The following is a 21310-nucleotide window of genomic DNA, read 5'->3' on the forward strand; positions in this document are numbered from 1 at the left end:
ACTACATATAGTATAGAAATCCAATTATACAGCGGATTGAATACTATATATAGCCGATAATTAGTTGCTCCTTCCTAAATTTTGTTTTATGATAGACAAGAACAATTTAGCAGGAGTTGAAGATAATGAAAGTAAATTATGAAGAGAAAACAGTCGTTACTCAGCAACCAGAGGCACACCAGATGAAAGTTATCAAACGAGATGGCCGCCATGTTGATTTCGATGAACAAAAGATCAACGAAGCACTAATCAAAGCTGAAAAGAAAATTCACGGCTCATTATCCCCACTTACTTACGAAAAAATCCAAATGATTGCAGACTTGGTTGTCCAAGAAATCAAAAGCCGGTTTGCTGAAAATGTCAAGATCTATGAGATTCAAAACATCGTGGAACATATCTTATTAGAAAAAAACGAATATGAATTAGCAGAAGAGTATATCAATTACCGTACAAAACGGGATTTTGCTCGCAGTAAAGCGACAGATATCAACTTTTCGATTGAAAAACTAATCAACAAAGACCAGACTGTCGTGAATGAAAATGCAAATAAAGACAGTAATGTTTTCAATACACAGCGTGATCTAACAGCCGGCATCGTCGGAAAATCGATCGGACTGAAAATGTTGCCGCCACATATAGCAAATGCCCATCAAAAAGGTGATATCCATTACCATGATTTGGATTATCATCCTTACACACCGATGACAAATTGCTGCTTGATTGATTTCAAAGGTATGCTGAACAACGGTTTCAAAATTGGAAATGCGGAAGTGGAATCACCTAAATCTATCCAAACAGCGACAGCACAAATCTCACAGATCATTGCTAATGTTGCGTCAAGTCAATATGGTGGCTGTTCTGCCGACCGAACAGATGAATTGCTGGCTCCTTTTGCAGAATTGAACTATAAAAAACATCTAAAAGACGCGGAAGAATGGATCGATTCGCCAGAACGCCAAAAAGAATATGCAAAAGCAAAAACCAAAAAAGATATCTTCGATGCTATGCAAAGTTTGGAATATGAAATCAATACCTTATTTACTTCAAATGGGCAAACCCCTTTCACTTCATTAGGGTTTGGTTTGGGGGAAAATTGGTTTGAAAGAGAAATCCAAAAAGCGATTTTACAGATCCGAATCAATGGATTAGGGAGTGAAAAGCGAACAGCTATCTTCCCTAAACTGATCTTCACTTTAAAAAAAGGTGTAAACTTAAACCCTGAAGATCCTAATTACGACATCAAACAACTAGCATTGGAATGTGCAACGAAACGAATGTATCCTGATATTCTGAATTACGACAAAATCGTCGAATTAACTGGAAGTTTCAAAGTACCTATGGGCTGTCGTTCATTCTTGCAAGGATGGAAAGACGAAAATGGTCAAGAAGTAAATGTCGGACGAATGAATTTAGGTGTGGTTACATTGAATTTACCAAGAATCGCGATCGAATCAAAAGGAGATCAGAACAAATTCTGGCAGCTATTGTCTGACCGTTTAGAAATCATGAAAGATGCGCTTCTCTATCGTGTAGAACGTTGTAAAGAAGCCATTCCAGCAAATGCGCCAATCTTATACATGTATGGTGCTTTCGGAAAACGTCTTTCACGTACCGATTCTGTCAATGAATTATTCAAAAACCGCCGAGCTACTGTATCATTAGGCTACATTGGATTATATGAAGTTGCTTCAGCTTTCTTCGGTGGCGAATGGGAAACAAACCCAGAGGCAAAAGCTTTCACACTTGACATCGTCAAAGAATTAAAAGCCAATGCGGATGCATGGGGTGATGAATACGGTTATCATTTCAGCGTCTATTCAACACCAAGTGAAAGTCTGACTGATCGTTTCTGTCGTTTAGATACAGAAAAATTTGGTATCATCGAAAATATCACAGATAAAGAATATTATACAAACAGTTTCCACTATGATGTACGTAAAAACCCAACGCCATTTGAAAAATTGGAATTTGAGAAGGATTATCCAAAATATTGTTCAGGTGGATTCATCCACTACTGTGAATACCCTATGCTCCAACAAAACCCGAAAGCCTTAGAAGCTGTATGGGATTTTGCATATGATAAAATCGGGTATCTTGGTACGAATACGCCAATTGACCATTGCTATCAATGTGGTTTTGAAGGTGATTTCAAACCAACAGAACGAGGCTTCGAATGTCCAGAATGTGGAAATCATGACCCAAAAACATGTGATGTAGTCAAACGTACTTGTGGTTATTTAGGAAATCCACAAGCTCGTCCGATGGTACATGGACGCCACAAAGAAATTTCCTCACGTGTGAAACACATGAAATGAGGTTGTGAAAAAGCTGTCCTGCATCAAGTAATAAGAACAGCTAAACAAAAATAGCTCCTCATATTTTTCGTTTAGTTGGGCTTATTACCGCAGATGCAAGCTTTTGAACACCGTTTATTCAGAATAAGAGGCAGTGACAAATCTTTTTTCACCACTCTCTTTCGATGCTTTGTACCTTTGAACGCTCTCTATCAAAATAAGAACAAGCTTTTTTTGAACAATGGATTTAGGTCGGTTTGTTCTTATTTATGTGGTCGAGTAGATTTTATCTTCAATAGCTATATCTTTGAACCTTAAATGAAAGAAGTTTTTTTATGAGAAATCCAAAACCAAAAGAATGGTTAGCAAAAGACTACAGTCAAAACTATATTGCTGACTACAAACCGTTTAATTTTGTCGATGGTGAAGGTGTCCGTAACAGTCTTTACGTTAGTGGCTGCTTATTCGCCTGCGAAGGTTGCTTCAACAAAGCGGCGCAAAATTTTCGATATGGCAAACCATTCACACCTGAATTAGAAGAACAAATCATCGCTGACTTGCGCAACGATTACGTACAAGGACTGACTTTATTGGGCGGCGAGCCTTTTTTGAATACAGATGTTTGTTTGCAAGTCGTACGACGTATCCGAAAAGAGTTCGGTACGACAAAAGATATCTGGTCATGGACAGGCTATACCTTTGATGAATTGTTACAAGATTCAGAAGATAAATTAGAACTCCTTTCGCAAATCGATATCCTTGTTGACGGACGCTTTGAATTGAGCAAACGTGACCTAAAACTACAATTTCGCGGAAGCAGCAACCAGCGAATCATTGATGTCCAAAAATCTTTAGAATCCAACCAAGTTATGATTTGGGAAAAATGTACGGATGCAACAGAAACCTATGAACAAATCAAAAAACAAGACTTGATATAAAAACAGCTTTGAGAGAGAAAACGGATTTCCATTTTCAACTCTCAAAGCTGTTTTTATATTTCTTGATTTCCCCATAACGGAAGGACGATATTTTCATAGGTCATCGGGTCAAGATTCGTCAAGGTGATTCCTAACAATCGGATCCCTTTTTCTACTCCCAAGATTTCCTCCCATATAAGACTTGCTTGATAAAAGAGCGCTTCTTTTTTATAGATGTATTCTGGCAATGTCACTCTTTTGGTCACAGTAGAATAATCCGTGTACCTGACCTTCAAAACCACTGTTTTCCCATGTTTTTGGACTCTTCTCAGTGCTTCTTCTACTTTTTCAGCTAGTTGGCGCAACTGAGCCAGCACGGCTTCCTCCGTTTGCAATGGCTGTCCATACGTATGCTCTTTTCCCACAGATTTTCGCTCTCTTGTAACATTTACTGGAGAATCATGGATTCCTCTCACTTTACGATAAAGAGAATAGCCCATTTTTCCAAAATTTCGAATCAACATCATTTCTGTGCATTCATATAGGTCTTTTCCTGTATAAATCCCTAACTCATGCATTCTAGGTACAGTTTTCTTTCCTACTCCATGAAATTTTTCAATTGGCAAAGCTTTTAAAAATGGCACAGCATCTTGAGGTGCAACTACTGTGATCCCTCTAGGTTTTTGATAGTCTGATGCTAATTTGGCCAAAAACTTATTGTAACTTACTCCCGCAGAACATGTTAGCTGGACTCTTTCCCAAATATCTGCCTGGATCATTCGGGCGATTTTGATGGCTGACTTGCAATTGATTTTATTTTCGGTCACATCAAGATACGCTTCATCGATACTAACTGGTTCCACAATGTCTGTATAATGATAGAATACTTCCCGTACTTGTTTGGAAATCTCGCTGTATTTATGATGGTCGCCAGGCTTAAAGATGGCTTGCGGGCAAAGTTCATACGCTTTTTGTGCACTCATTGCTGAATGAATTCCGAATTTTCTTGCTTCATAATTTGCCGTAGTCACTACTCCACGCCCACCAGTGTCACTGGGATGTCTAGCAATTACTAATGGGTGCCCACGAAACTCAGGATGATCTCGTTCTTCAACAGAAGCGAAAAAAGCATCCATATCGATATGAATGATTTTTCTTGATGTATCATTATGTAAAGGAAATTGCAGCTCCATCATCCTCACCTCTTAGCCATTATACAGGAACGTTCGTTCGCGTTCAAGAGGTTTGAGAAGTTAGTAGCTGTTTTCCACATTGCCGCTTCATTGTATACTACTTATACTATTTCAGTCTAATTCGTGATATTGACGGTAAACTTCTTGTTTTTTCAGTCCATTTTTAAGCGCTACTGCTTTGATAGCAGCATTTGGCTTTTCGCCTGATGCAATCTTTGCTTCTACTTGTTCTTTTAAGGATCCCTGCTCTTCATCCACTTCTGTCCCTGTCGTTTCAAACAAATTTCCTTCTACAAGCAGACAACATTCCCCCTTTACTGGATGTTCTTCGATATATGCAAGTAGTTCTTCTGTACTTCCTCTAAGGTATTCTTCATGGATCTTTGTCAATTCTCGACACAAAACGACTTGGCGATTACCAAAAATGTCTAAGAAATTCGTCAACGTAGCTGTGATCCGATAAGGTGACTCATAGAAAATCAGCGTAGCTGTTTGTTCTTTTAGCTTTTCCAATGTTTCTTTCTGTTCTTTTTTCTTGCGTGGAAGGAAGCCATAAAATAAAAATGGTTGAGGCACTAGCCCTGAAGCAATCAAAGCCGTCATCCCAGCTGTAGGTCCTGGGATAGAGATCACAGAAATCCCTTCTTTTATGCAGGCTAAAACTAGCTCATGTCCAGGATCGCTGATGGAAGGCATTCCTGCGTCACTGACTTGAGCAATCGTTTTTCCTTCTTTTAACAAAGCAATCAATTGAGGGACACGTTCTTTATAATTATGTTCATGTAAACTTTTTTGGGGCGTAGGAATCTCGAAGTGATTCAATAATTTTTGTGTATTACGCGTATCTTCGCTTGCGATAAGGTCTGCTTCTTGTAGCATACGAACACTTCTGTAGCTCATATCTTCTAGATTTCCGATTGGCGTCGGTACAAGATATAAATTCCCGTATACTGGATTTCCTTTGAAACTTTTTTGATTATACATCTGTCACAATCTCCTTAATAAAAAAACTGGAGCAGTCTTTCTCCGCTCCAGTCTCCTCTTGTTATTGATCATCGACCGCTTTCGCGATAGATCACTTCTAGACAAAACGCACAAGGCTCGTCATTGTCCCGTCTTGATCCATATAAATCGTAGCAGACATGGAAGCCTTCTTCATAAATTTTTTCAAGATTCATACGAGACTTGGAAAGTTCTTGCTTCACATTTTCAGCTGGAGCTTGTGCAACTTGGTTCAATTCCCGAAGATGTTCTCGCAAACGTTGATTTTCCATCTCCAAAGTCGTATTTTTTTCTACGATTTCATGCAAAGCATGCTTCATTTCAACAAGTTCTGTTAATGTATTTCTCAACTCTGATTCTAACTGATTCAATCCGTCGTATAATGATCTCTTATCCATTTATCTCACCTACTTGGATAAATTCTTTCAATTCATCCCATTCATATTCGACAGGATTTTCCCGTCCAGTCAGCCGAATACTAACGATACGGCTAAGCAGATTCAACCCTACGACTTTCCCTTTACCATCAGGTGTAACAATTACTTTTCCAAAGTCAGGGAGTTCTTTTTTTGCTGTCTCGTATTCTTCGCTCTCATATTGTAGACAGCACATCAAGCGTCCGCATAAACCGGAAATTTTTGTTGGGTTCAAAGATAAGCTTTGATCTTTTGCCATTTTGATCGATACGGGCACGAAATCGCCTAAAAAAGAAGAACAGCATAATGGACGCCCACATGGACCAATTCCGCCTATTATCTTCGCTTCATCGCGTACACCAATTTGTCGAAGCTCAATACGAGTACGAAATACAGCGGCTAGATCCTTTACCAATTCTCTAAAGTCGATTCGCCCGTCCGCCGTAAAAGAAAAAATCAGTTTGTTTCGATCAAATGTATATTCAGCTTTGATTATTTTCATTTCCAGCTCACGCAACTGCACTTTTTCTTTTGCGATTTGCAATGCATCACGCGCATCTTCTTTATTTTTTTTGTCTTTTTCTAGTTCAGCTTTTGATGCTTTATGCAAGATTGGACGAATAGCTTCAGGAAGGTCATTGGGATCAATCTCTTTTTTAGGAAGGACAACAGTAGCAATATGTAAGGATTGCTGAGATTCGACTAATACCTTGTCATTATAAATATATTCAGAGTCTCCTGGTGTAAAATAATAGATATGACCTGCATCTCTATATCGGACACCTACTACTTCTACCATTTCCATCCTCCTCGATTCTCGTCCTCTGCGGCAAGCTAAAAAATCGTCTGCAAAACGAACTGTTCCGCAACAGCTTGAAAACCGACATTGCTACGTAGTTTCTGCTCTGCGATCAATATTCGTTCAATTATCTGGTTTATCTGTTTCACTTTGCCATATTCGCCTTTCGCTACTGCTTGACGCTGTGCTTCCTGATAATAAAACATCAGGACAGATAATCCTGTAAACTGCTGTGTTTTTTCTTTAAATGATTTCACTAATTTTTTTTGGACATAGATAAAGGCTTGAGTGTCTTGCTTTTGCAAGTAAACGAACCATTGATAAATCAAGTCCTTAGCATCATTAAACCATTCATCTTGAGAGATTTCAACTGCTTTTCCTAAACTGTTTGTTAAGAAAGCCAAAAGTTTTGATTTTTCTAATGGAATCTGCTCTTCTTGCAATCGATGGATCAATGCTTCTTTTGAAAGTTCTTGAAAATGCAGCACTTGACAACGGGATTGAATAGTAGGGAGAATCCTTCCTACTGCATCTGTCTCTAATACCGCTAAAAAATCTCCCGGTGGTTCTTCCAAAAATTTCAACAGACTGTTTGCCGCACTGCTATTCATTTTTTCAGCTTCTTTAATCAAAAAAACCTTTTTTCTTGATTCATATCCGCTGCGACTGAATTCCGTCTGCAAACGTCTGATCTGGTCAACTTTGATTGTTTGTCCGTCCGGTTCGATAACCAGAACATCTGGATGTTCTTTCTTTTCGATCCGCTGACAATTGTTGCATTTTCCGCAAGGCTGATTGTCTTCCATTTGGGTACAGAACAGGTGCTGTGCGAGCCACACACCTACTTCATGTTTTCCTGTTCCTTTTTCTCCTTCAAAAAGATAAGCATGAGCGAGACGCCCATGCTCAAAACTCCGTTGAAGCTGCTGATACACGATCGGTTGCATTTGAGCCAAGTTTATTTCTTGATTCATAGCTCAGCTCCTCCTAAAATTGATGGAATCCTTCAACAGGTAAGACGAAGACTGTTGCACCGCCTACTTCTACTTCTACTGGATAAGGGACGCCCCCATCCATCGAGATATCCAATGTAACAGGTGTAGATACAAATTGTTTTCTTGATTCACACGTTTTTTTGATGATTTCCAATGCTTCTTCTACTCGATCATCTTCAATACCCACGATAAACGTGCTGTTTCCAGCCTTAAGGAAGCCGCCTGTCGATGATAATTTTGTGGCACGGATATTTGCATCAATCAATTCATTTGATAAACGGTTGCTGTCTTTGTCTTGGATAATCGCTAAAATAATTTTCATAAACGTTCACCTTCCTAGTTTTCAAAAAATTGCGGATATTGTTCAATAATTGTATGATAACTTGTTTGCAGCACTTCTTCAAAGCTTTTTCTTGCATCAACTTTGTGGATTCTTTCCGGATTCTCTTCTGCCAGCTTTAAGTAAGCATGTCGTACACGCTGGTGGAATTCCAAACCTTCCGAATCTAAACGGTCGATTTGGTTTTGTCTGTTTTTCTTGATTCTTCTTAATCCGGTGTCTGAATCTACGTCAAGATAAAGGGTAAAATCTGGCGTAGTACCTTCTGTAGCAAACTCATTCAACCGAGCAATCTCGGTAACGCCGATGCGTCGGCCTGCACCTTGATAAGCAAGAGAACTGTCGACAAATCTGTCGCATAAAACGATTTTCCCTTTTGCCAGAGCAGGCAAGACCTTTTCGACTAGATGCTGTCTTCTTGCCGCCGCATAAAGTAGTGCTTCCGTGCGTTCATCCATCCGATCATTTTTTGGATCCAGGATCACCGCTCGAATCTCTTCAGCAATCGGGATGCCTCCCGGTTCTCTTGTTTGAATGATTTCTGTTTTTGCTACTTCTTTCAAAAGAGGGAAAAGTTCATTCAAGATGCTGGTTTTTCCTGCACCATCAGGCCCCTCGATTGTAATAAATAGTCCGTTCACATTGTTGCCCCCATCTCTTATGCTGCTTCTATATTGTATCTGAAAAAACATTTAATTAGAAATTTATAACTCGCGTCTTCCTTCGACAGCTTTCAATAACGTGACTTCATCTGCGTACTCGATATCAGAGCCTACAGACAACCCATGTGCTAAACGTGTTACTTTGATACCGGCTGGTTTAATTAGACGTGAGAGATACATTGCTGTTGCTTCTCCTTCTGTTGTCGCATTTGTTGCGATGATCACTTCTTTTACATCTGCATCATGCAGCCGCTGCAGCAGCGAAGAAATATTGATATCTTCTGGACCTGTCCCTTCCATCGGTGATAACACACCATGGAGTACATGATAAAGTCCGTGATATTCTCGCATTTTTTCCATCGCCATTACATCTTTCGGCTCTTCGACCACTAGGATAATGCTGCGATCACGTGAAGGGTTTCTACATATTTCGCAAGGATCTTCTTCTGTGATATTTCCGCAGATACTGCAAAAGTGTAAATCTCGTTTTACACTTAACAAAGATTTAGCAAATTCATTCACTACTTCATCTTTCATATCGATTGTATAAAACGCGAGTCTTGTCGCTGTTTTCTGACCGATTCCTGGAAGTTTCATATAGCTGTCGATCAGTTTCGCAATTGGTTCTGGATATTGCATATTCATTACTCCTTCAGTTTAAAACTAAAATCCTGGTAAACCTTTTGCGTATTTCCCTAATTTTTTCTCAGTTTCCACATCAATTTGTGCGATTGCGTCATTGACTGCCATTACGACAAGATCTTGAAGCATCTCAATATCATCAGGATCAACGACTTCTTCATTGATTTGGATATCCTTCATACGGCGATCACCTGTAAATACGGCTTTGACCAATTCATTAGTGGCTTTACCTGTAAATTCTGTTTTATTTAGCAGCTCTTGTGCTTCCGCCATTTCTTTTTGCATTTTTTGTACTTGTTTCATCATGCCTTGCATATTGCCCATTCCACGCATCATAATTATCTACTCCTTTTTTCTTAATCATCTACTACTGTAACAGCCTCGGAACCAAAAAATTCCTCTGCTTTTACTACAAGTGTTTCTTCTGGTACTTCCTGTTCTTGAGGGAGTAATTCGATTTCTCCTTCTGACTCTTCAGAAGCAAAAGAATTTTCTGCTCCCTCTTCTTGTGCTTGCGTCAAATAATTTTTTCGAAGTTCCGGCCAACTTTCTCTTGTGATATAAACCGGATCAGGCGCATAGTCTTTGATCATTCGGCTTAAATTATTGTGTACCGAAAGCTGCAGTTCTTCGTCGTTTGCTGCTCTTTGACAAACAATCTCATAATCAAATGCAATCACTAATCCTGTAGGGCCAGCTGCAACTGGTTCACTTGCTTTAAGCATTGCCCGCTGAGTGACAGAGAGGCTCATCAGCAAATCTTCCCATACTTCTTTTACTTGGTTCAGATGCTGTCTTGTCGCTTCCCGCAGAACTTTATATACCCGTTCCGTCGGTACCCGATACGTACTTGTTTGTTTTTTGTGATTCGTCTGCTGTACTGGCTGTACTTTTGTATTCACAGTTCCTGTGTTACTGCGAAGTTCTTTGATTTCGTTTCTCAGTTCCTTGATCTCTTGTTGCAGCTGTTTTACTATCTGATCATCTGCTAATGCCATTTTTGCTGAAGGAACAGAAGCAGAGGGTAGCTGTGCGAGTTTGACTGTAGCGACTTCCAAATAAATAGCGGCACTATTAGTAAATCGGATTTCATTTTGTGTATCGCTCAAAATCTTTATCATTGAAAATAGCTGATCCGCTGAAACAGTTTGTGCCAATTCCGTAAATGTACTTCTGATCGTACTTGATTGTTCTTCAACTAGATTGGGCGCTTGCTGATACATCAGCAGATCACGGCAGTATTGTAACATATCCTCTAGAAAGCGACGTGATTCTTTGCCGGCTGCGAGAATTTGATTCAACGCTTCCAATGCTTCTGGTACTTCTTTTTTCACGCAAGCACTCAAGTAGCTGTCCATCATTTCGTCTGTCAAGCTGCCTGTTACTTGCATGGCATCATCTAAAGTAATCGTTCCTTCACTAAATGAGATTGCCTGATCAAGAATACTCAATGCATCCCGCATCCCGCCTTCTGCGGAACGGGCAATCACATTCAATGCAGCTGGTTCATAGTTGATAGTCGATTCTTTTAAGATAAATTCAAGATGTTCGACAATATCTGCCGTATTGATCCGTTTAAAATCAAATCGTTGGGTTCGTGAAATGATCGTAGCTGGTATTTTGTGAGGTTCGGTCGTTGCTAAGATGAATATGACACTTTCTTTTGGCTCTTCCAATGTTTTCAACAAGGCATTGAAAGCTCCTGTTGAAAGCATATGTACCTCATCAATAATGTACACTTTGTACGCTGCCTTTGTAGGCGCATAGTTTGCCCGATCACGGATAAATCGGATTTCTTCGACTCCGTTATTGCTGGCAGCATCGATTTCGATCACATCTTCTTGCGTACCAGCAGTGATTGATCGACACATTTCGCATTCGTTGCATGGTTCACCGTCTTTACTGTTCGGACAGTTGATTGCTTTTGCGAAAATCTTTGCTGCACTTGTCTTTCCGGTTCCTCTGGGTCCTGTAAACAAATAGGCATGTGAGGTCTTGTGGGAAACAATAGCATTTTTTAGTGTCTGTGTCACAGCTTTTTGTCCAACGATGTCTTCGAAACGCTGCGAACGCCAGACTCGATAAAGTGCTTGATATGCCATAAGGATCCCCCTTTTTTAAAAAATTCACTATCTCTTATTATACGTGATATTGGGTAAAAAAACTACTATCCTTCTCGGCTTTTTCAGGTATTTAATCAATACGCAAGTTTCCATTTCAATTCCGTCTCTAGTCCGAGAAGTTTCACTTCTTCCTATGGTATAATAAATAAACAATAATTGTTTGGCATTAGCTGAATCAGAGGAGGAATTTTTTATGGGTCTTATCAAAGCAGCAACAAGTATGGTCGGCGGCGGTCTGGCAGATCAATGGCTAGAAGTCATCGAACCAGACAATATGAGTGATACAACGGTTATGACGAAAGGTGTCAAAGTTCGTAAAGATGACAAACGTGGCTCCAATCGTAAAGGAACAGAAGATGTTTTGACAGACGGAACAGTCGTCCATGTCTATCCAAACATGATGATGCTTTTGGTCGATGGTGGAAAAATCATCGATTATACCGCTGAGGAAGGTTATTACACCATTAAAAATGACGCAGCTCCTTCCATGTTCAACGGAACACTGAAAGAAGCAATTGCTGAAACATTTGACCGATTTAAATTTGGTGGCGTTACACCGCAGAAACAACAAGTTTTTTATATCAATCTCCAAGAAATAAAGGGAATCAAATTCGGTACGAGTGCGCCATTGAACTACTTTGATAATTTCTATAACGCAGAATTATTCTTACGGGCACATGGCACTTATTCTATTCATGTCGTTGACCCGATTTTATTTTATACAAACGCAATTCCTAAAAACAAAACACAAGTAGAAATCAATGATATCAATGAGCAATACTTAGCTGAATTCCTAACAGCATTGCAATCAGCAATCAATCAGATGTCTGCGGATGGACAACGGATTTCTTATGTCCCATCTAAGAGTTTGGAGTTAAGCAAATACATGGATACTGCATTGGATGATTCTTGGCGCGAGTTGCGAGGGATGGAGATCGTCTCTGTCGCTGTGGCCAGCATTTCTTACACAGATGATTCTGTGAAACTAATCAATATGCGTAACGAAGGGGCGATGCTAGGTGATCCTAGCGTACGTGAAGGATACGTGCAAGGTTCCATTGCCCGTGGAATGGAAGCAGCTGGAAAAAATGAAGCAGGAGCAATGACTGGCTTTATGGGCGTAGGGATGGGAATGAATGCAAATGGCTCTTACCTTTCCCAAGCGGCTCAAAACAACCAAGAACAAATCAAGCAACAAGCTGAAAAACAAAATCAACAAGCCGCACAAGGGAATGTAGATACTTGGACGTGTCCAGTCTGTGGGACAGAAAATTCCGGAAAATTCTGTTCCAACTGTGGCGCTGCCAAACCAGTAGAAAACGCTCAGCCTAAGCTACAGATGCGTTGCAGCGAATGCAACGAGATTGTGGATCTTTCCAACGGCATCCCTAAATTCTGTCCAAACTGCGGCAAACCGTTTAAAGGAATCCCCGTTGATTAATTTATTGAGAAAGGTGTGCAGCTGATGGATGTTCTTACACATAAATGTCCTAATTGCGGCGGTCCGTTGACTTTTGATCCTAAAGACCAAAAATTTCATTGCGAATACTGCCTGAATATTTATACCGAAGAAGAAGTCAGCCAATATGAGCAGAAGCAAAAAGAAGCGCGTATGGCTGGCGAAGAGAGCAAAGAAGAACCTTCGTCTACAGAAGATTTTACTTTTACAGCCCAAGAACAGCTTACCAACATGAGTGAAGCCGAGCGCAAAGCGTTTGACGAGGCAGGCGGTTTTTCAGATACAGCGGACGAAGCTGCAGGTAATACTGTATCGATGGATCTTTTCCTTTGTCCCAACTGTGGTGCAGAGATTGTGACCGATGCGACCACTGCTGCGACTTATTGTTACTACTGCCATAATCCCGTTGTACTATCGGGACGTTTAAGCGGAGAATTCTTGCCAAATAAAGTACTTCCTTTTGCTGTCGAGAAAGAAGAAGCAATCAATAGATTTCTCGCTTGGACCAAGAAAAAATGGTTTGTTCCAAAAGCTTTTTTCAATAAGGATCAAATCGATAAGTTGACGGGTGTATATTTCCCTTATTGGGCTACAGATGCTGAAGTAGATGGCACAATGCAGGCAAACGGCACCGTTATCCGCATTTGGCGAATAGGTGACATCGAATACACAGAAACGAAGCAATTTGCTGTTTCAAGAGCAGGCAAGCTCTCTTTTAAAGAACTAGTAAAAAATGCCTTATCAAAAAATACGCAACAAAAGATGGTCGAAGGCGTGCAACCTTTCCCGTTAGATAAAGCAATTGATTTTAAAAGCCAGTATTTAGCCGGGTTCCAAGCAGAAAAAAGAGATATCGAATACGAGGCAATCAAATCGCAAATTCAGTCTGAATTAAAAGACTATTCAGAGAAGCTGTTAAAAGATACTGCCAATGGGTATACAACATTGACAGGTGTCCGAACCTCTGCTTCAATCACAAATGAAGTAAATAATTACGTATTGTTGCCGGTATGGCTCGTTACTTATCGAAGCAATGACTCAAGTAAAAAAGTCTACTATTATGCAATGAATGGACAAACAGGAAAAGTCAGCGGTGTCCTGCCGATTAGCCAGAAAAAATTAGGACTGACTGCTCTTGGGATTTTCGCTGGACTAGCGATCCTCTTTCTGATCGGAGGTTACTTGATATGATGAAAAAATTCTTTTTGTTCTTTCTTTTGCTAGTAAGTGTTAGTTGGCCGGTGGCTACTCATGCGGATACAGCAACGGTAAATGACGAGGCTGGGTTGTTCACTACAGATCAAATCCACTCTTTGGAACAACAGGCAGAAAAACTGAATGAAAAAATCAAGGGACGTGTCTTAATCGTCACAACTACTTCTAATTCAGAAGAACCAAGAGACTTTGCCGATAATTACTTAAGAAAGGCAGTCGGAAATGATCAAAATGGCTCAGTTTTGCTATTGGATATGGGGCAGCGTGAAATCTACATTTCGACTTCTGGTAATATGATCGATTATTTGACTGACAGTAGAATCGATTCGATCTTAGATGATGTTTATGATCAGATGACGAATGCTGCCTACTACGATGCTGCAAAAGCGTACTTGTCTAAATCAGCCACATATGTGGAAGACGGAGTTCCAGGAGGTCATTATCGTGTAGATGAAGAAACTGGCAAAATCACACGCTATAAAGTTTTGACGACAGTGGAAATCATCATTGCTGTTGTTTTAGCTCTTATCCTTAGTCTTGTCTTTTATTTTGTGACTGTTTCGCGTTATCAATTGAAATCAGGCATCTACAAATATCCGTTCCGAGAAAAATCCAGTATCAAATTAACTGAAAAAACCGATCGTCTGACAAATTCTTTTGTCACGACAAGAAGAATCCCCAAAAGCCCACCTCCTGGAAGCGGCGGTGGCGGAAGTACTACCCACTCTAGCGGTGGCGGGACTTTTGGCGGTGGCGGAAGAAGTTTCTAAAAATAGCTAAATGAAAGTTCGCAAAAACATACTAAGATTAGAGGGGAACATCATTGACGAATGATGTTCTCCTCTATTTTCTATTTTTAGATTATAGTGAAGAATGAAAGAAAGTTCGAACAAAGCCTTGAGGACTACGAGTCCCTATCAAAAACCGAACTTCTTTACTGTCATTTTAGAATCAGGTTTACGTATGTTGGGGCCATGAGCCCGTGTATAGGAAATTGGAATCGAAATGAAGCAGTAAAGTTCTTTCAAAACTTAAAAAGGAGGAAAACAAATGCCTTACATTCTTGCATTAGATGTTTCAATGGGACACAGCTACAGTGTCCTATACAAAGACGACACCTGCTTATTTGAAGACGAGATCGAACACACTCAAAGAGGATTTCATGCATTACTCGAAGAGATCCAGCACTTGCCTGAACGTCCATTGATTGTTTTTGAAGCAACGGGGATTTATTCCAGACCAGTCGAAAAGTTCTTTCAAGATCATCACTTTTCTTACTGTTTGTTAAACCCGTTAGAAGCGAAAAAACAGATGGAAGAAAACACCTTACGCAGTTGGAAAACAGATAAATCGGATGCCCATCGGCTCGCACAGACTCATCTTAAAAATCAACGTCAGCCAAAAGAAGTACAAAGCAATTTTTACTTAGAGATGCGCGATTTAGCCCGTTTTTATCAAGAAATTGAGAAGAAAATCACTCGTCTGCGCATGGATTTACACAACTGCCTTCAGTTGACTTTTCCAGAGCTTGAACAGTTCTTTTCAAACAGGATGACCCCTTACGCATTGACATTGATCCGTCTTTTTCCCCATCCAGATTTTGTATTGGCATCTACTCGGACAAAAATAAAAAATAAACTGATCAACGAAACACGGAAAAAAATCTCCGCGAATCGTGCCGAGCAAAAGGCAGATCAAATCATCCACTATGCACAGTGTGCCTATCCAGCTGTTGAAAAAGACAGTATTCACTGTCAAAAAACGATCTATTACGCCGAACTTCTCCAAGATTTACTCGAACAAAAAAAAGCACTGGCAACACAAATGATCAAAAAAGCCGAAGCCTCTCCTTGCTTTTTGTTGTACCAAACGTTCCCTGGGATTGGCGCACTCACAGCCGCTTTATTGCTCGGTGAATTAGGAGATATCACACGATTTAAAACCCATAAACAATTGAATGCCTTTGTCGGAATCGACATCCGACGGTATCATTCAGGTAAGTATACTGGCCAAGACCGCATCAATAAGCGTGGTAATCCCAAAGCACGGAAAATTATTTTCTTCACCATTCGAAATATGATTCGCCAGCAACGCGCAGCTCCTAATCATATTGTCGATTATTACTACAAATTAAAAAAGCAACCTATCCCTAAGAAAGATAAGGTTGCCACAGTTGCTTGTATGAACAAGCTTCTGAAATGTATGCACGCTATGGTTAGGGCACATACAGAGTACGACTATGCGTACGCGGTCTCAGTGGACCATTAACTAAACCACTTACAGTATACCACTTCTTTGCCCAGATCGAAAATTTTTTACGAACGGGGCTTTATTTAGTGTGCCTTGATTTTGTCGCTTTCGTTTACGAGCTATTTTTCTTGCACCTTTTACTTGACTAATCGTAGGAAAGAGGCTGTGACAAAAATCGTGTCACAGCCCTTTTGTTGCGAATAAACGGTGCTCAAAAGCTTACATCTGCGGTAATAAGTCCAGCCAAGTTAAAAACATTAGGAGCTGTTTTTACTTGGCTGTTCTTATTACTTGATGCAGAACAGCTTTTTTACAACCTCTTGGTAAACGGTGTTCAATCAGCTGACCCTCGGTATTAGCTCAAAACGCTGATTTCACAACCTCTTATTCACGGTGTTCCAGAAGTAGCTTCTTCGAAAATAAGCCGAAATTTGTCAAAAAATTTGAGTAACAATTTTCGGAAATTCCTTCTTATTTATTGAAGCTGCCCACTTCTGTCACAACCTCTTTGTTCATCAAAAGATAATATTGTCTTCTAACAAGTCCATATTCAAAATAACGATATGATGATCTTTCACTGTGATAATACCATCTTTTTTCAACTGCTTTAAAATTCTGTTCACACTGCTAGCAGTTGAAATACCACAAAATTTGGCGATTTCTTCATTTGTGATCGAAAAATCGATCAGCATCCCCTCTTCTGTTCGCACACCGAATAAATCATATAATTCGTAAAGTTGCGTACAAACAGCTCCCAGTTTTCCATTTAACAGCATTTGTTGCATTTTTTTCATCGAATAAAGCAAGCGATAGCGGTAATACTCTTTTACATAGTGTTGTAGCTTTGGATCTTGGTTGATATTTTGCCAAAATCTCACACGATTGATTCGATAAAACTCTGCATATTCTGATTCAACTCGAATATTATACGGCGAATCGATGAATTGTGAATATTCGTCTTTTAAAAGAGAGACGATTTCAAGATCTTTGATATAGCGAAGGTTAAATTCTCTCCCATCATTTGAAATAACACTTGCTTTTACCGTTCCCTCTTTCAAGATATACGTATGGGAATCTTCCATCCCTTCGAATGTCAAATATTTATGATATCCTTTGCGTATAATCGGAAAATCATTTTTATCCAAATATTCCTTTAAGACTCTACTATCCAATGATGCTCCCCCATCCAAACTTTCATCTAAAAAGATCATACAGTACTTTAAAACTTTTTAAAGTCCAAAGGTATTTTACTAATGATATTAACATTTGTTAAGTACCTTTTTCCATCACTTATGCGATTTTTTTCCTTTTTTTTATTCGTTATACTGCAGAAGTAAAATTTTTTAAGAATAGAGGGAAAAAACATGAATTATTGGATGAACACAATCATTAATCGATTAGAAACAGCATATCAAACAAGATTTGACATGAAAGCTTCTTTAGTCTTTTTAAATGATGCGTATCAAAACTCGATCGAATTGATCAAAGCAGTGGATGAGAATCCAACAAACGAATGCGAAGAATTTTTAAACCTGTTTATGTCTACACGGGATTTATTTATTCGCCAACTTGTTGATCGCTATCCATCCAATTATCACGATGTAGAAGTTCAAATACAAAAATTAAAAGCATATTCAGCTTAAGGGGAATGTATAACATACATGGAAAAGAAATTATTTAATAAATATTTTATCGGAATCACATTGATCAATTTTATTGTCTACCTGATTTATTATCTGTTGATGGTCATCATGGCAGTCATTGCGCAAGACACATTACACGCCAGCTTGAGCCAAGCAGGTTTTGCTTCTGGAATATATATCATCGGAACATTGCTGGCACGCTTATTCATGGGGAAACAGTTAGAACTATTTGGTCGGAAGTTTACCTTAAGAGGCGGCGCGATTTTCTATCTTCTGACAACATTAGCTTATCTTTATACACCAACTATCGGGGCATTGTATTTAGTTCGATTCTTGAATGGATTTGGTTACGGTACAGTTTCTACAGCTACAAATGCTATTGTTACTGCATATATCCCTGCATCTAAAAAAGGGGAAGGCATCAATTATTACGGATTAAGTACTAGTTTAGCTGCCGCTGTTGGACCATTTTTAGGAATGATTTTGCTGAATATGACTGACTTTCGTTTCATTATTTGGTTTTCAATTGTACTGGTCTTCTTTGTTACAATTGCCTGCCTTGTCTTTCCTGTAAAAAATATTCCATTATCTGAAGAACAAAAAACATCTCTTCGTTCATGGAATATCAATAGTTTTATTGAAAAGAAAGCACTTTTCATTACAGGAATCGCCTTTTTGATGGGTCTTTCTTATTCAAGTGTTTTATCATTTTTATCTTCTTATACAAAAGTAATCCACTTAGTTGCTGCTGGGTCATTTTTCTTCGTCGTATATGCTTTGGTCATCACATTTACACGTCCATTGACTGGAAGGATTTTCGATGTCAAAGGAGAACAATACGTGATGTATCCTAGCTATTTATTCTTAACAGCAGGATTATTTTTACTGAGTGTAACGACGAATAGTGTGACATTGCTTATTTCTGGAGCATTAGTCGGTTTAGGTTATGGTACGTTCATGTCAAATGGACAAGCTGTCTGTTTGAAGATCGTAAAAGAACACCGCATCAGTATTGCTTTGTCTACCTACTTTATTGGTTTAGACCTAGGCTTAGGCGTTGGTCCTTATTTGATGGGGATGCTAAAATCTCTTACTTCATTTAGAGGATTGTATGTGATTGCCGGAGTCATTCCATTGGTATGTACAGCACTCTATCTTGTTAATGGCCGAAAACATAGTCATGAAGCAGAGGGTGAATTGATTGAATCATTGAAAAATGAAATTTGATCTTGATGAATAGATAAAAAAACCGTTCAGATCTGAAAATGATCTGAGCGGTTTTTTGAGTAAAAATAGTTTATGATTATTCTTAATTAAACATCTATTTATTTTTAAAGCTTTCATTTATCGATAAGAATAGTTTAACTGTTGATTTATTCCATTTTCCGTTCATCTGGTACGATTCCTTGACTTAGCAACCACTTGTGGAAGAACCATTCTGCCACACCAATCAATAGAGCAGGAATCAAGACTTTCATCCAAATATCGACTGTATCATTCATAAAGTATAGATAGAGCCACAAGATAACTGCAGCTGAACCAGCATCTGCGATCGTTGCTGCGATGTTTCCTACTTTACGTAAGATCAACAGATCCCCTAGCACATAGATCATCACTACGATAATTACCCCAACAATCGTTGAATCCATAAAGCTAACACCGTATAAACCGGTCAGCACGACCCAAAGAATTGCCCAGATCATGATTGCCTTCACTACCAACGCCTTCACATGTTTCATTTTCTGCACTCCTTTCTTCTGGATAAAAAAGTAAGGTTATCTAACAAGATAACCTTTTCGTTATTATACCATCGGCTAAGAGAAGCGAGCAAAGATAAGGTCCTATCTAAGAAAATGAAAAAATGGGAAAACACCTTAGAATATTCACGCAATAATTCATCCATACAGACATTCGATATGGTGTTCCTTTACTTTCTCATACTGTTCTTTTGCCAGTTCGTTACTTGTCACCAGATAATCGATTTCATGAAAAGCAATGGCTTGATGCATGAATTTATGTGCGATTTTTTGCTGTGTAACTAAAACGGCAAGCCGGTCTGCTTGTTTTCTATTTTTAGGTAAATGGTTTTTTACTTCGAAATAACCCCTCTTCATTTTGTTAATATAAGGTGTTTTTATCACTTGTCTTATAGCAAACTCTTAAATTTGCTCTCATTTATAATTATTCTAATTTCTTTACTTTTTTATTAACTCTATTCCCATCGCATTTGAAGTCGTTCCAGAATCTAGCTTACTGCGTATAACGAATATACGCTCATCATCTCTCTTATCCAATGTGTAGGCCCATTGATTATCTTCACAATATATCGTCAACCCATCATTTACTTTTATGCCTGTGAAAGCACCATTAAACTGGTGTTTATCATACGAAATGTCTATTGAATGTTTATCAATGTTGATTGTCCACATTGATTCATCTCCCGTATATACCCATTCTCCACAAAAAAAAGTTAGCTGCTCCCATTCTTCCTTTGATAATTCTAGTTCTTTTTTCTTCGGTTGACTAGCGGGAGAAGAACAAGCCGTACATAATAATATTGTTACTAGAATAAGAGAAGAAATTTTTTTATACTTCACTCCTAACACCCCTAATGCTATTTATAGATAATGCCAAGAAAATAATCCTGAATCTTGTTTGAATACCACCCCATGAGTACTAATCAAATGACTGGAAGGGTCCAGTAGATCATATCCATAGCTTGAATTACTCCATGGATTCCATACGGAAATCGTTTTATAAAAATCAAAGTTAGCGTACCCTCTAACAACAAACGCATGCCTATCCTTCCCTCTAGTTTGTTTTAGCGCAGATACCCAATATGGCCGATTCGCATTAATTTCAAGCATCGTTCCTTCTGCTGTAGCTGTCCCCCATCTATTTGAAATACTATGAAATCCATAAGAATTAGCGTAGCTAATACATTGGATATTTGAGGCAGATTCATCTGCTAAATTGGATGAACTTGGATACAAAGTTGTCATCATCTGTCGTGCAGTAGGAAAACTTTTCCTAGTTTGATAACGGATAATAGCTGTAGTAGCGTATGCTGCACACCATGAAGTTTTCCCTTGATTTTCAAGAAAATCCAAGTTTAGATACTTTTGTCCATATGCTTTGGATAACCTATCAATAGTTTGACTATCCGTAGATAAGCTAAAAATAAATTTGTTCTCGCACTCATTTGTCAATGTACGAAAATTGAAATTACTTAATTTTAATTCGCTAGGACTGACAAAGTATCCATAGGCAAACGAAACCGCTAACAAAAGCACTTGCTTAGAATAATTCTCTAAGTAACGTAAATCCACCATTTTAATTATTTTCCCTAATTTTTTCCAA

At 38.9% G+C, this 21310-nt stretch carries 22 protein-coding genes and 1 pseudogene; 8 read left to right on the forward strand and 15 right to left on the reverse strand.

Translation table 11 applies throughout. The features are described from left to right. Positions 1 to 125: 125 nt before the first annotated feature. Complete coding sequence (gene nrdD / locus QK255_RS09610) at positions 126 to 2315, forward strand: anaerobic ribonucleoside-triphosphate reductase (protein ID WP_002292349.1); 2190 nt, start codon at positions 126 to 128, stop codon at positions 2313 to 2315. Positions 2316 to 2629: 314 nt separating this feature from the next. Then, a complete protein-coding gene (gene nrdG / locus QK255_RS09615) occupies positions 2630 to 3232 on the forward strand; it encodes an anaerobic ribonucleoside-triphosphate reductase activating protein (RefSeq protein ID WP_002292348.1) in 603 nt (200 codons plus the stop codon). A gap of 53 nt (positions 3233 to 3285) precedes the next feature. Here the strand turns inward: nrdG and dinB are convergent, their stop codons facing one another. From dinB to dnaX, 10 genes are all read right to left on the reverse strand, one after another. Then, complete coding sequence (gene dinB, locus QK255_RS09620; RefSeq protein WP_002310241.1) at positions 3286 to 4407, reverse strand: DNA polymerase IV; 1122 nt, start codon at positions 4405 to 4407, stop codon at positions 3286 to 3288. A 108-nt stretch (positions 4408 to 4515) separates the two neighbouring features. Next, complete coding sequence (gene rsmI / locus QK255_RS09625) at positions 4516 to 5388, reverse strand: 16S rRNA (cytidine(1402)-2'-O)-methyltransferase (RefSeq protein ID WP_002292345.1); 873 nt, start codon at positions 5386 to 5388, stop codon at positions 4516 to 4518. Between the two features lie 68 nt (positions 5389 to 5456). Further along, complete coding sequence (locus QK255_RS09630; RefSeq protein WP_002288076.1) at positions 5457 to 5804, reverse strand: DNA replication initiation control protein YabA; 348 nt, start codon at positions 5802 to 5804, stop codon at positions 5457 to 5459. Next, on the reverse strand, positions 5797 to 6621 hold the full coding sequence (locus QK255_RS09635; protein ID WP_283341537.1) for a PSP1 domain-containing protein: 825 nt from the start codon (positions 6619 to 6621) through the stop codon (positions 5797 to 5799). The genes QK255_RS09630 and QK255_RS09635 overlap by 8 nt, the downstream gene beginning before the upstream one ends. A 35-nt stretch (positions 6622 to 6656) precedes the next feature. After that, positions 6657 to 7595, reverse strand: coding sequence for a DNA polymerase III subunit delta' (holB, locus tag QK255_RS09640; protein WP_002292342.1), 939 nt, complete (start codon positions 7593 to 7595; stop codon positions 6657 to 6659). A gap of 13 nt (positions 7596 to 7608) precedes the next feature. Then, complete coding sequence (gene darA / locus QK255_RS09645) at positions 7609 to 7938, reverse strand: cyclic di-AMP receptor DarA (RefSeq protein WP_002292340.1); 330 nt, start codon at positions 7936 to 7938, stop codon at positions 7609 to 7611. Positions 7939 to 7952: 14 nt separating this feature from the next. After that, positions 7953 to 8597 carry a dTMP kinase gene (gene tmk / locus QK255_RS09650; RefSeq protein WP_002292339.1) on the reverse strand — a complete coding sequence of 215 codons (645 nt, stop codon included), beginning with the start codon at positions 8595 to 8597 and terminating at the stop codon, positions 7953 to 7955. A 63-nt stretch (positions 8598 to 8660) separates the two neighbouring features. After that, positions 8661 to 9257 (reverse strand): recombination mediator RecR, encoded by a 597-nt coding sequence (recR, locus tag QK255_RS09655; RefSeq protein WP_002292338.1) that lies wholly within the window; start codon positions 9255 to 9257, stop codon positions 8661 to 8663. A 24-nt stretch (positions 9258 to 9281) separates the two neighbouring features. Beyond that, on the reverse strand, positions 9282 to 9596 hold the full coding sequence (locus QK255_RS09660; protein WP_002292337.1) for a YbaB/EbfC family nucleoid-associated protein: 315 nt from the start codon (positions 9594 to 9596) through the stop codon (positions 9282 to 9284). A 20-nt stretch (positions 9597 to 9616) separates the two neighbouring features. After that, entirely contained in the window at positions 9617 to 11362 is a 1746-nt protein-coding gene (dnaX, locus tag QK255_RS09665) for a DNA polymerase III subunit gamma/tau (protein ID WP_002292336.1), read from the reverse strand. Positions 11363 to 11576: 214 nt separating this feature from the next. On the opposite strand from dnaX, the gene QK255_RS09670 reads away from it, so the two are divergent. The 4 genes from QK255_RS09670 (at position 11577) to QK255_RS09685 (ending at position 16325) form a co-directional block, all read left to right on the forward strand. Further along, on the forward strand, positions 11577 to 12824 hold the full coding sequence (locus QK255_RS09670; RefSeq protein ID WP_002292335.1) for an SPFH domain-containing protein: 1248 nt from the start codon (positions 11577 to 11579) through the stop codon (positions 12822 to 12824). A 24-nt stretch (positions 12825 to 12848) separates the two neighbouring features. Then, on the forward strand, positions 12849 to 14033 hold the full coding sequence (locus QK255_RS09675; protein WP_002292334.1) for a TFIIB-type zinc ribbon-containing protein: 1185 nt from the start codon (positions 12849 to 12851) through the stop codon (positions 14031 to 14033). Further along, positions 14030 to 14827 (forward strand): TPM domain-containing protein, encoded by a 798-nt coding sequence (locus QK255_RS09680; RefSeq protein WP_002292333.1) that lies wholly within the window; start codon positions 14030 to 14032, stop codon positions 14825 to 14827. Before QK255_RS09675 ends, QK255_RS09680 begins: the two co-directional genes overlap by 4 nt. 280 nt (positions 14828 to 15107) lie before the next feature. After that, positions 15108 to 16325 (forward strand): IS110 family RNA-guided transposase, encoded by a 1218-nt coding sequence (locus QK255_RS09685; protein WP_283341538.1) that lies wholly within the window; start codon positions 15108 to 15110, stop codon positions 16323 to 16325. Positions 16326 to 16822: 497 nt separating this feature from the next. On the opposite strand, the gene QK255_RS09690 is transcribed toward QK255_RS09685, so the two are convergent. Then, positions 16823 to 17479 carry a Crp/Fnr family transcriptional regulator gene (locus QK255_RS09690; protein WP_002289231.1) on the reverse strand — a complete coding sequence of 219 codons (657 nt, stop codon included), beginning with the start codon at positions 17477 to 17479 and terminating at the stop codon, positions 16823 to 16825. Between the two features lie 192 nt (positions 17480 to 17671). Here QK255_RS09690 and QK255_RS09695 point away from each other — a divergent pair, with 192 nt between their 5' ends. Both QK255_RS09695 and QK255_RS09700 read left to right on the forward strand, forming a co-directional pair. After that, positions 17672 to 17950 carry a hypothetical protein gene (locus QK255_RS09695; RefSeq protein WP_002289230.1) on the forward strand — a complete coding sequence of 93 codons (279 nt, stop codon included), beginning with the start codon at positions 17672 to 17674 and terminating at the stop codon, positions 17948 to 17950. Between the two features lie 18 nt (positions 17951 to 17968). After that, the gene (locus QK255_RS09700) at positions 17969 to 19177 is read left to right on the forward strand and encodes an MFS transporter (protein ID WP_002290321.1); all 1209 of its coding nucleotides are present in this window, start codon (positions 17969 to 17971) and stop codon (positions 19175 to 19177) included. 146 nt (positions 19178 to 19323) lie between these two features. Here QK255_RS09700 and QK255_RS09705 read toward each other — a convergent pair whose 3' ends face one another. From QK255_RS09705 to QK255_RS09720, 4 genes and pseudogenes are all read right to left on the reverse strand, one after another. Further along, a complete protein-coding gene (locus QK255_RS09705; protein WP_002289228.1) occupies positions 19324 to 19689 on the reverse strand; it encodes a DUF2512 family protein in 366 nt (121 codons plus the stop codon). Between the two features lie 156 nt (positions 19690 to 19845). Next, positions 19846 to 20019 (reverse strand): annotated as a pseudogene (locus QK255_RS09710) (DeoR/GlpR family DNA-binding transcription regulator); the annotation flags it as partial. 126 nt (positions 20020 to 20145) lie between these two features. Further along, complete coding sequence (locus QK255_RS09715; protein WP_002320697.1) at positions 20146 to 20547, reverse strand: hypothetical protein; 402 nt, start codon at positions 20545 to 20547, stop codon at positions 20146 to 20148. A gap of 21 nt (positions 20548 to 20568) precedes the next feature. Next, positions 20569 to 21282, reverse strand: coding sequence for a C47 family peptidase (locus tag QK255_RS09720; RefSeq protein ID WP_002290326.1), 714 nt, complete (start codon positions 21280 to 21282; stop codon positions 20569 to 20571). Positions 21283 to 21310 lie beyond the last annotated feature (28 nt).

It is taken from the genome of Enterococcus sp. ZQ21 (assembly GCF_030053755.1).
Taxonomy (GTDB): domain Bacteria; phylum Bacillota; class Bacilli; order Lactobacillales; family Enterococcaceae; genus Enterococcus_B; species Enterococcus_B lactis.

Coding starts and splice junctions, on each gene's coding strand:
- nrdD (WP_002292349.1), top strand. CDS start 126: ATGAAAGTAAATTATGAAGAGAAAACAGTCGTTACTCAGCAACCAGAG.
- QK255_RS09670 (WP_002292335.1), top strand. CDS start 11,577: ATGGGTCTTATCAAAGCAGCAACAAGTATGGTCGGCGGCGGTCTGGCA.
- dinB (WP_002310241.1), bottom strand. CDS start 4,407: ATGATGGAGCTGCAATTTCCTTTACATAATGATACATCAAGAAAAATC.
- QK255_RS09700 (WP_002290321.1), top strand. CDS start 17,969: ATGGAAAAGAAATTATTTAATAAATATTTTATCGGAATCACATTGATC.
- recR (WP_002292338.1), bottom strand. CDS start 9,257: ATGCAATATCCAGAACCAATTGCGAAACTGATCGACAGCTATATGAAA.
- QK255_RS09630 (WP_002288076.1), bottom strand. CDS start 5,804: ATGGATAAGAGATCATTATACGACGGATTGAATCAGTTAGAATCAGAG.
- darA (WP_002292340.1), bottom strand. CDS start 7,938: ATGAAAATTATTTTAGCGATTATCCAAGACAAAGACAGCAACCGTTTA.
- QK255_RS09675 (WP_002292334.1), top strand. CDS start 12,849: ATGGATGTTCTTACACATAAATGTCCTAATTGCGGCGGTCCGTTGACT.
- QK255_RS09685 (WP_283341538.1), top strand. CDS start 15,108: ATGCCTTACATTCTTGCATTAGATGTTTCAATGGGACACAGCTACAGT.
- nrdG (WP_002292348.1), top strand. CDS start 2,630: ATGAGAAATCCAAAACCAAAAGAATGGTTAGCAAAAGACTACAGTCAA.
- QK255_RS09660 (WP_002292337.1), bottom strand. CDS start 9,596: ATGATGCGTGGAATGGGCAATATGCAAGGCATGATGAAACAAGTACAA.
- QK255_RS09695 (WP_002289230.1), top strand. CDS start 17,672: ATGAATTATTGGATGAACACAATCATTAATCGATTAGAAACAGCATAT.
- dnaX (WP_002292336.1), bottom strand. CDS start 11,362: ATGGCATATCAAGCACTTTATCGAGTCTGGCGTTCGCAGCGTTTCGAA.
- QK255_RS09720 (WP_002290326.1), bottom strand. CDS start 21,282: ATGGTGGATTTACGTTACTTAGAGAATTATTCTAAGCAAGTGCTTTTG.
- QK255_RS09705 (WP_002289228.1), bottom strand. CDS start 19,689: ATGAAACATGTGAAGGCGTTGGTAGTGAAGGCAATCATGATCTGGGCA.
- holB (WP_002292342.1), bottom strand. CDS start 7,595: ATGAATCAAGAAATAAACTTGGCTCAAATGCAACCGATCGTGTATCAG.
- QK255_RS09635 (WP_283341537.1), bottom strand. CDS start 6,621: ATGGTAGAAGTAGTAGGTGTCCGATATAGAGATGCAGGTCATATCTAT.
- rsmI (WP_002292345.1), bottom strand. CDS start 5,388: ATGTATAATCAAAAAAGTTTCAAAGGAAATCCAGTATACGGGAATTTA.
- QK255_RS09680 (WP_002292333.1), top strand. CDS start 14,030: ATGATGAAAAAATTCTTTTTGTTCTTTCTTTTGCTAGTAAGTGTTAGT.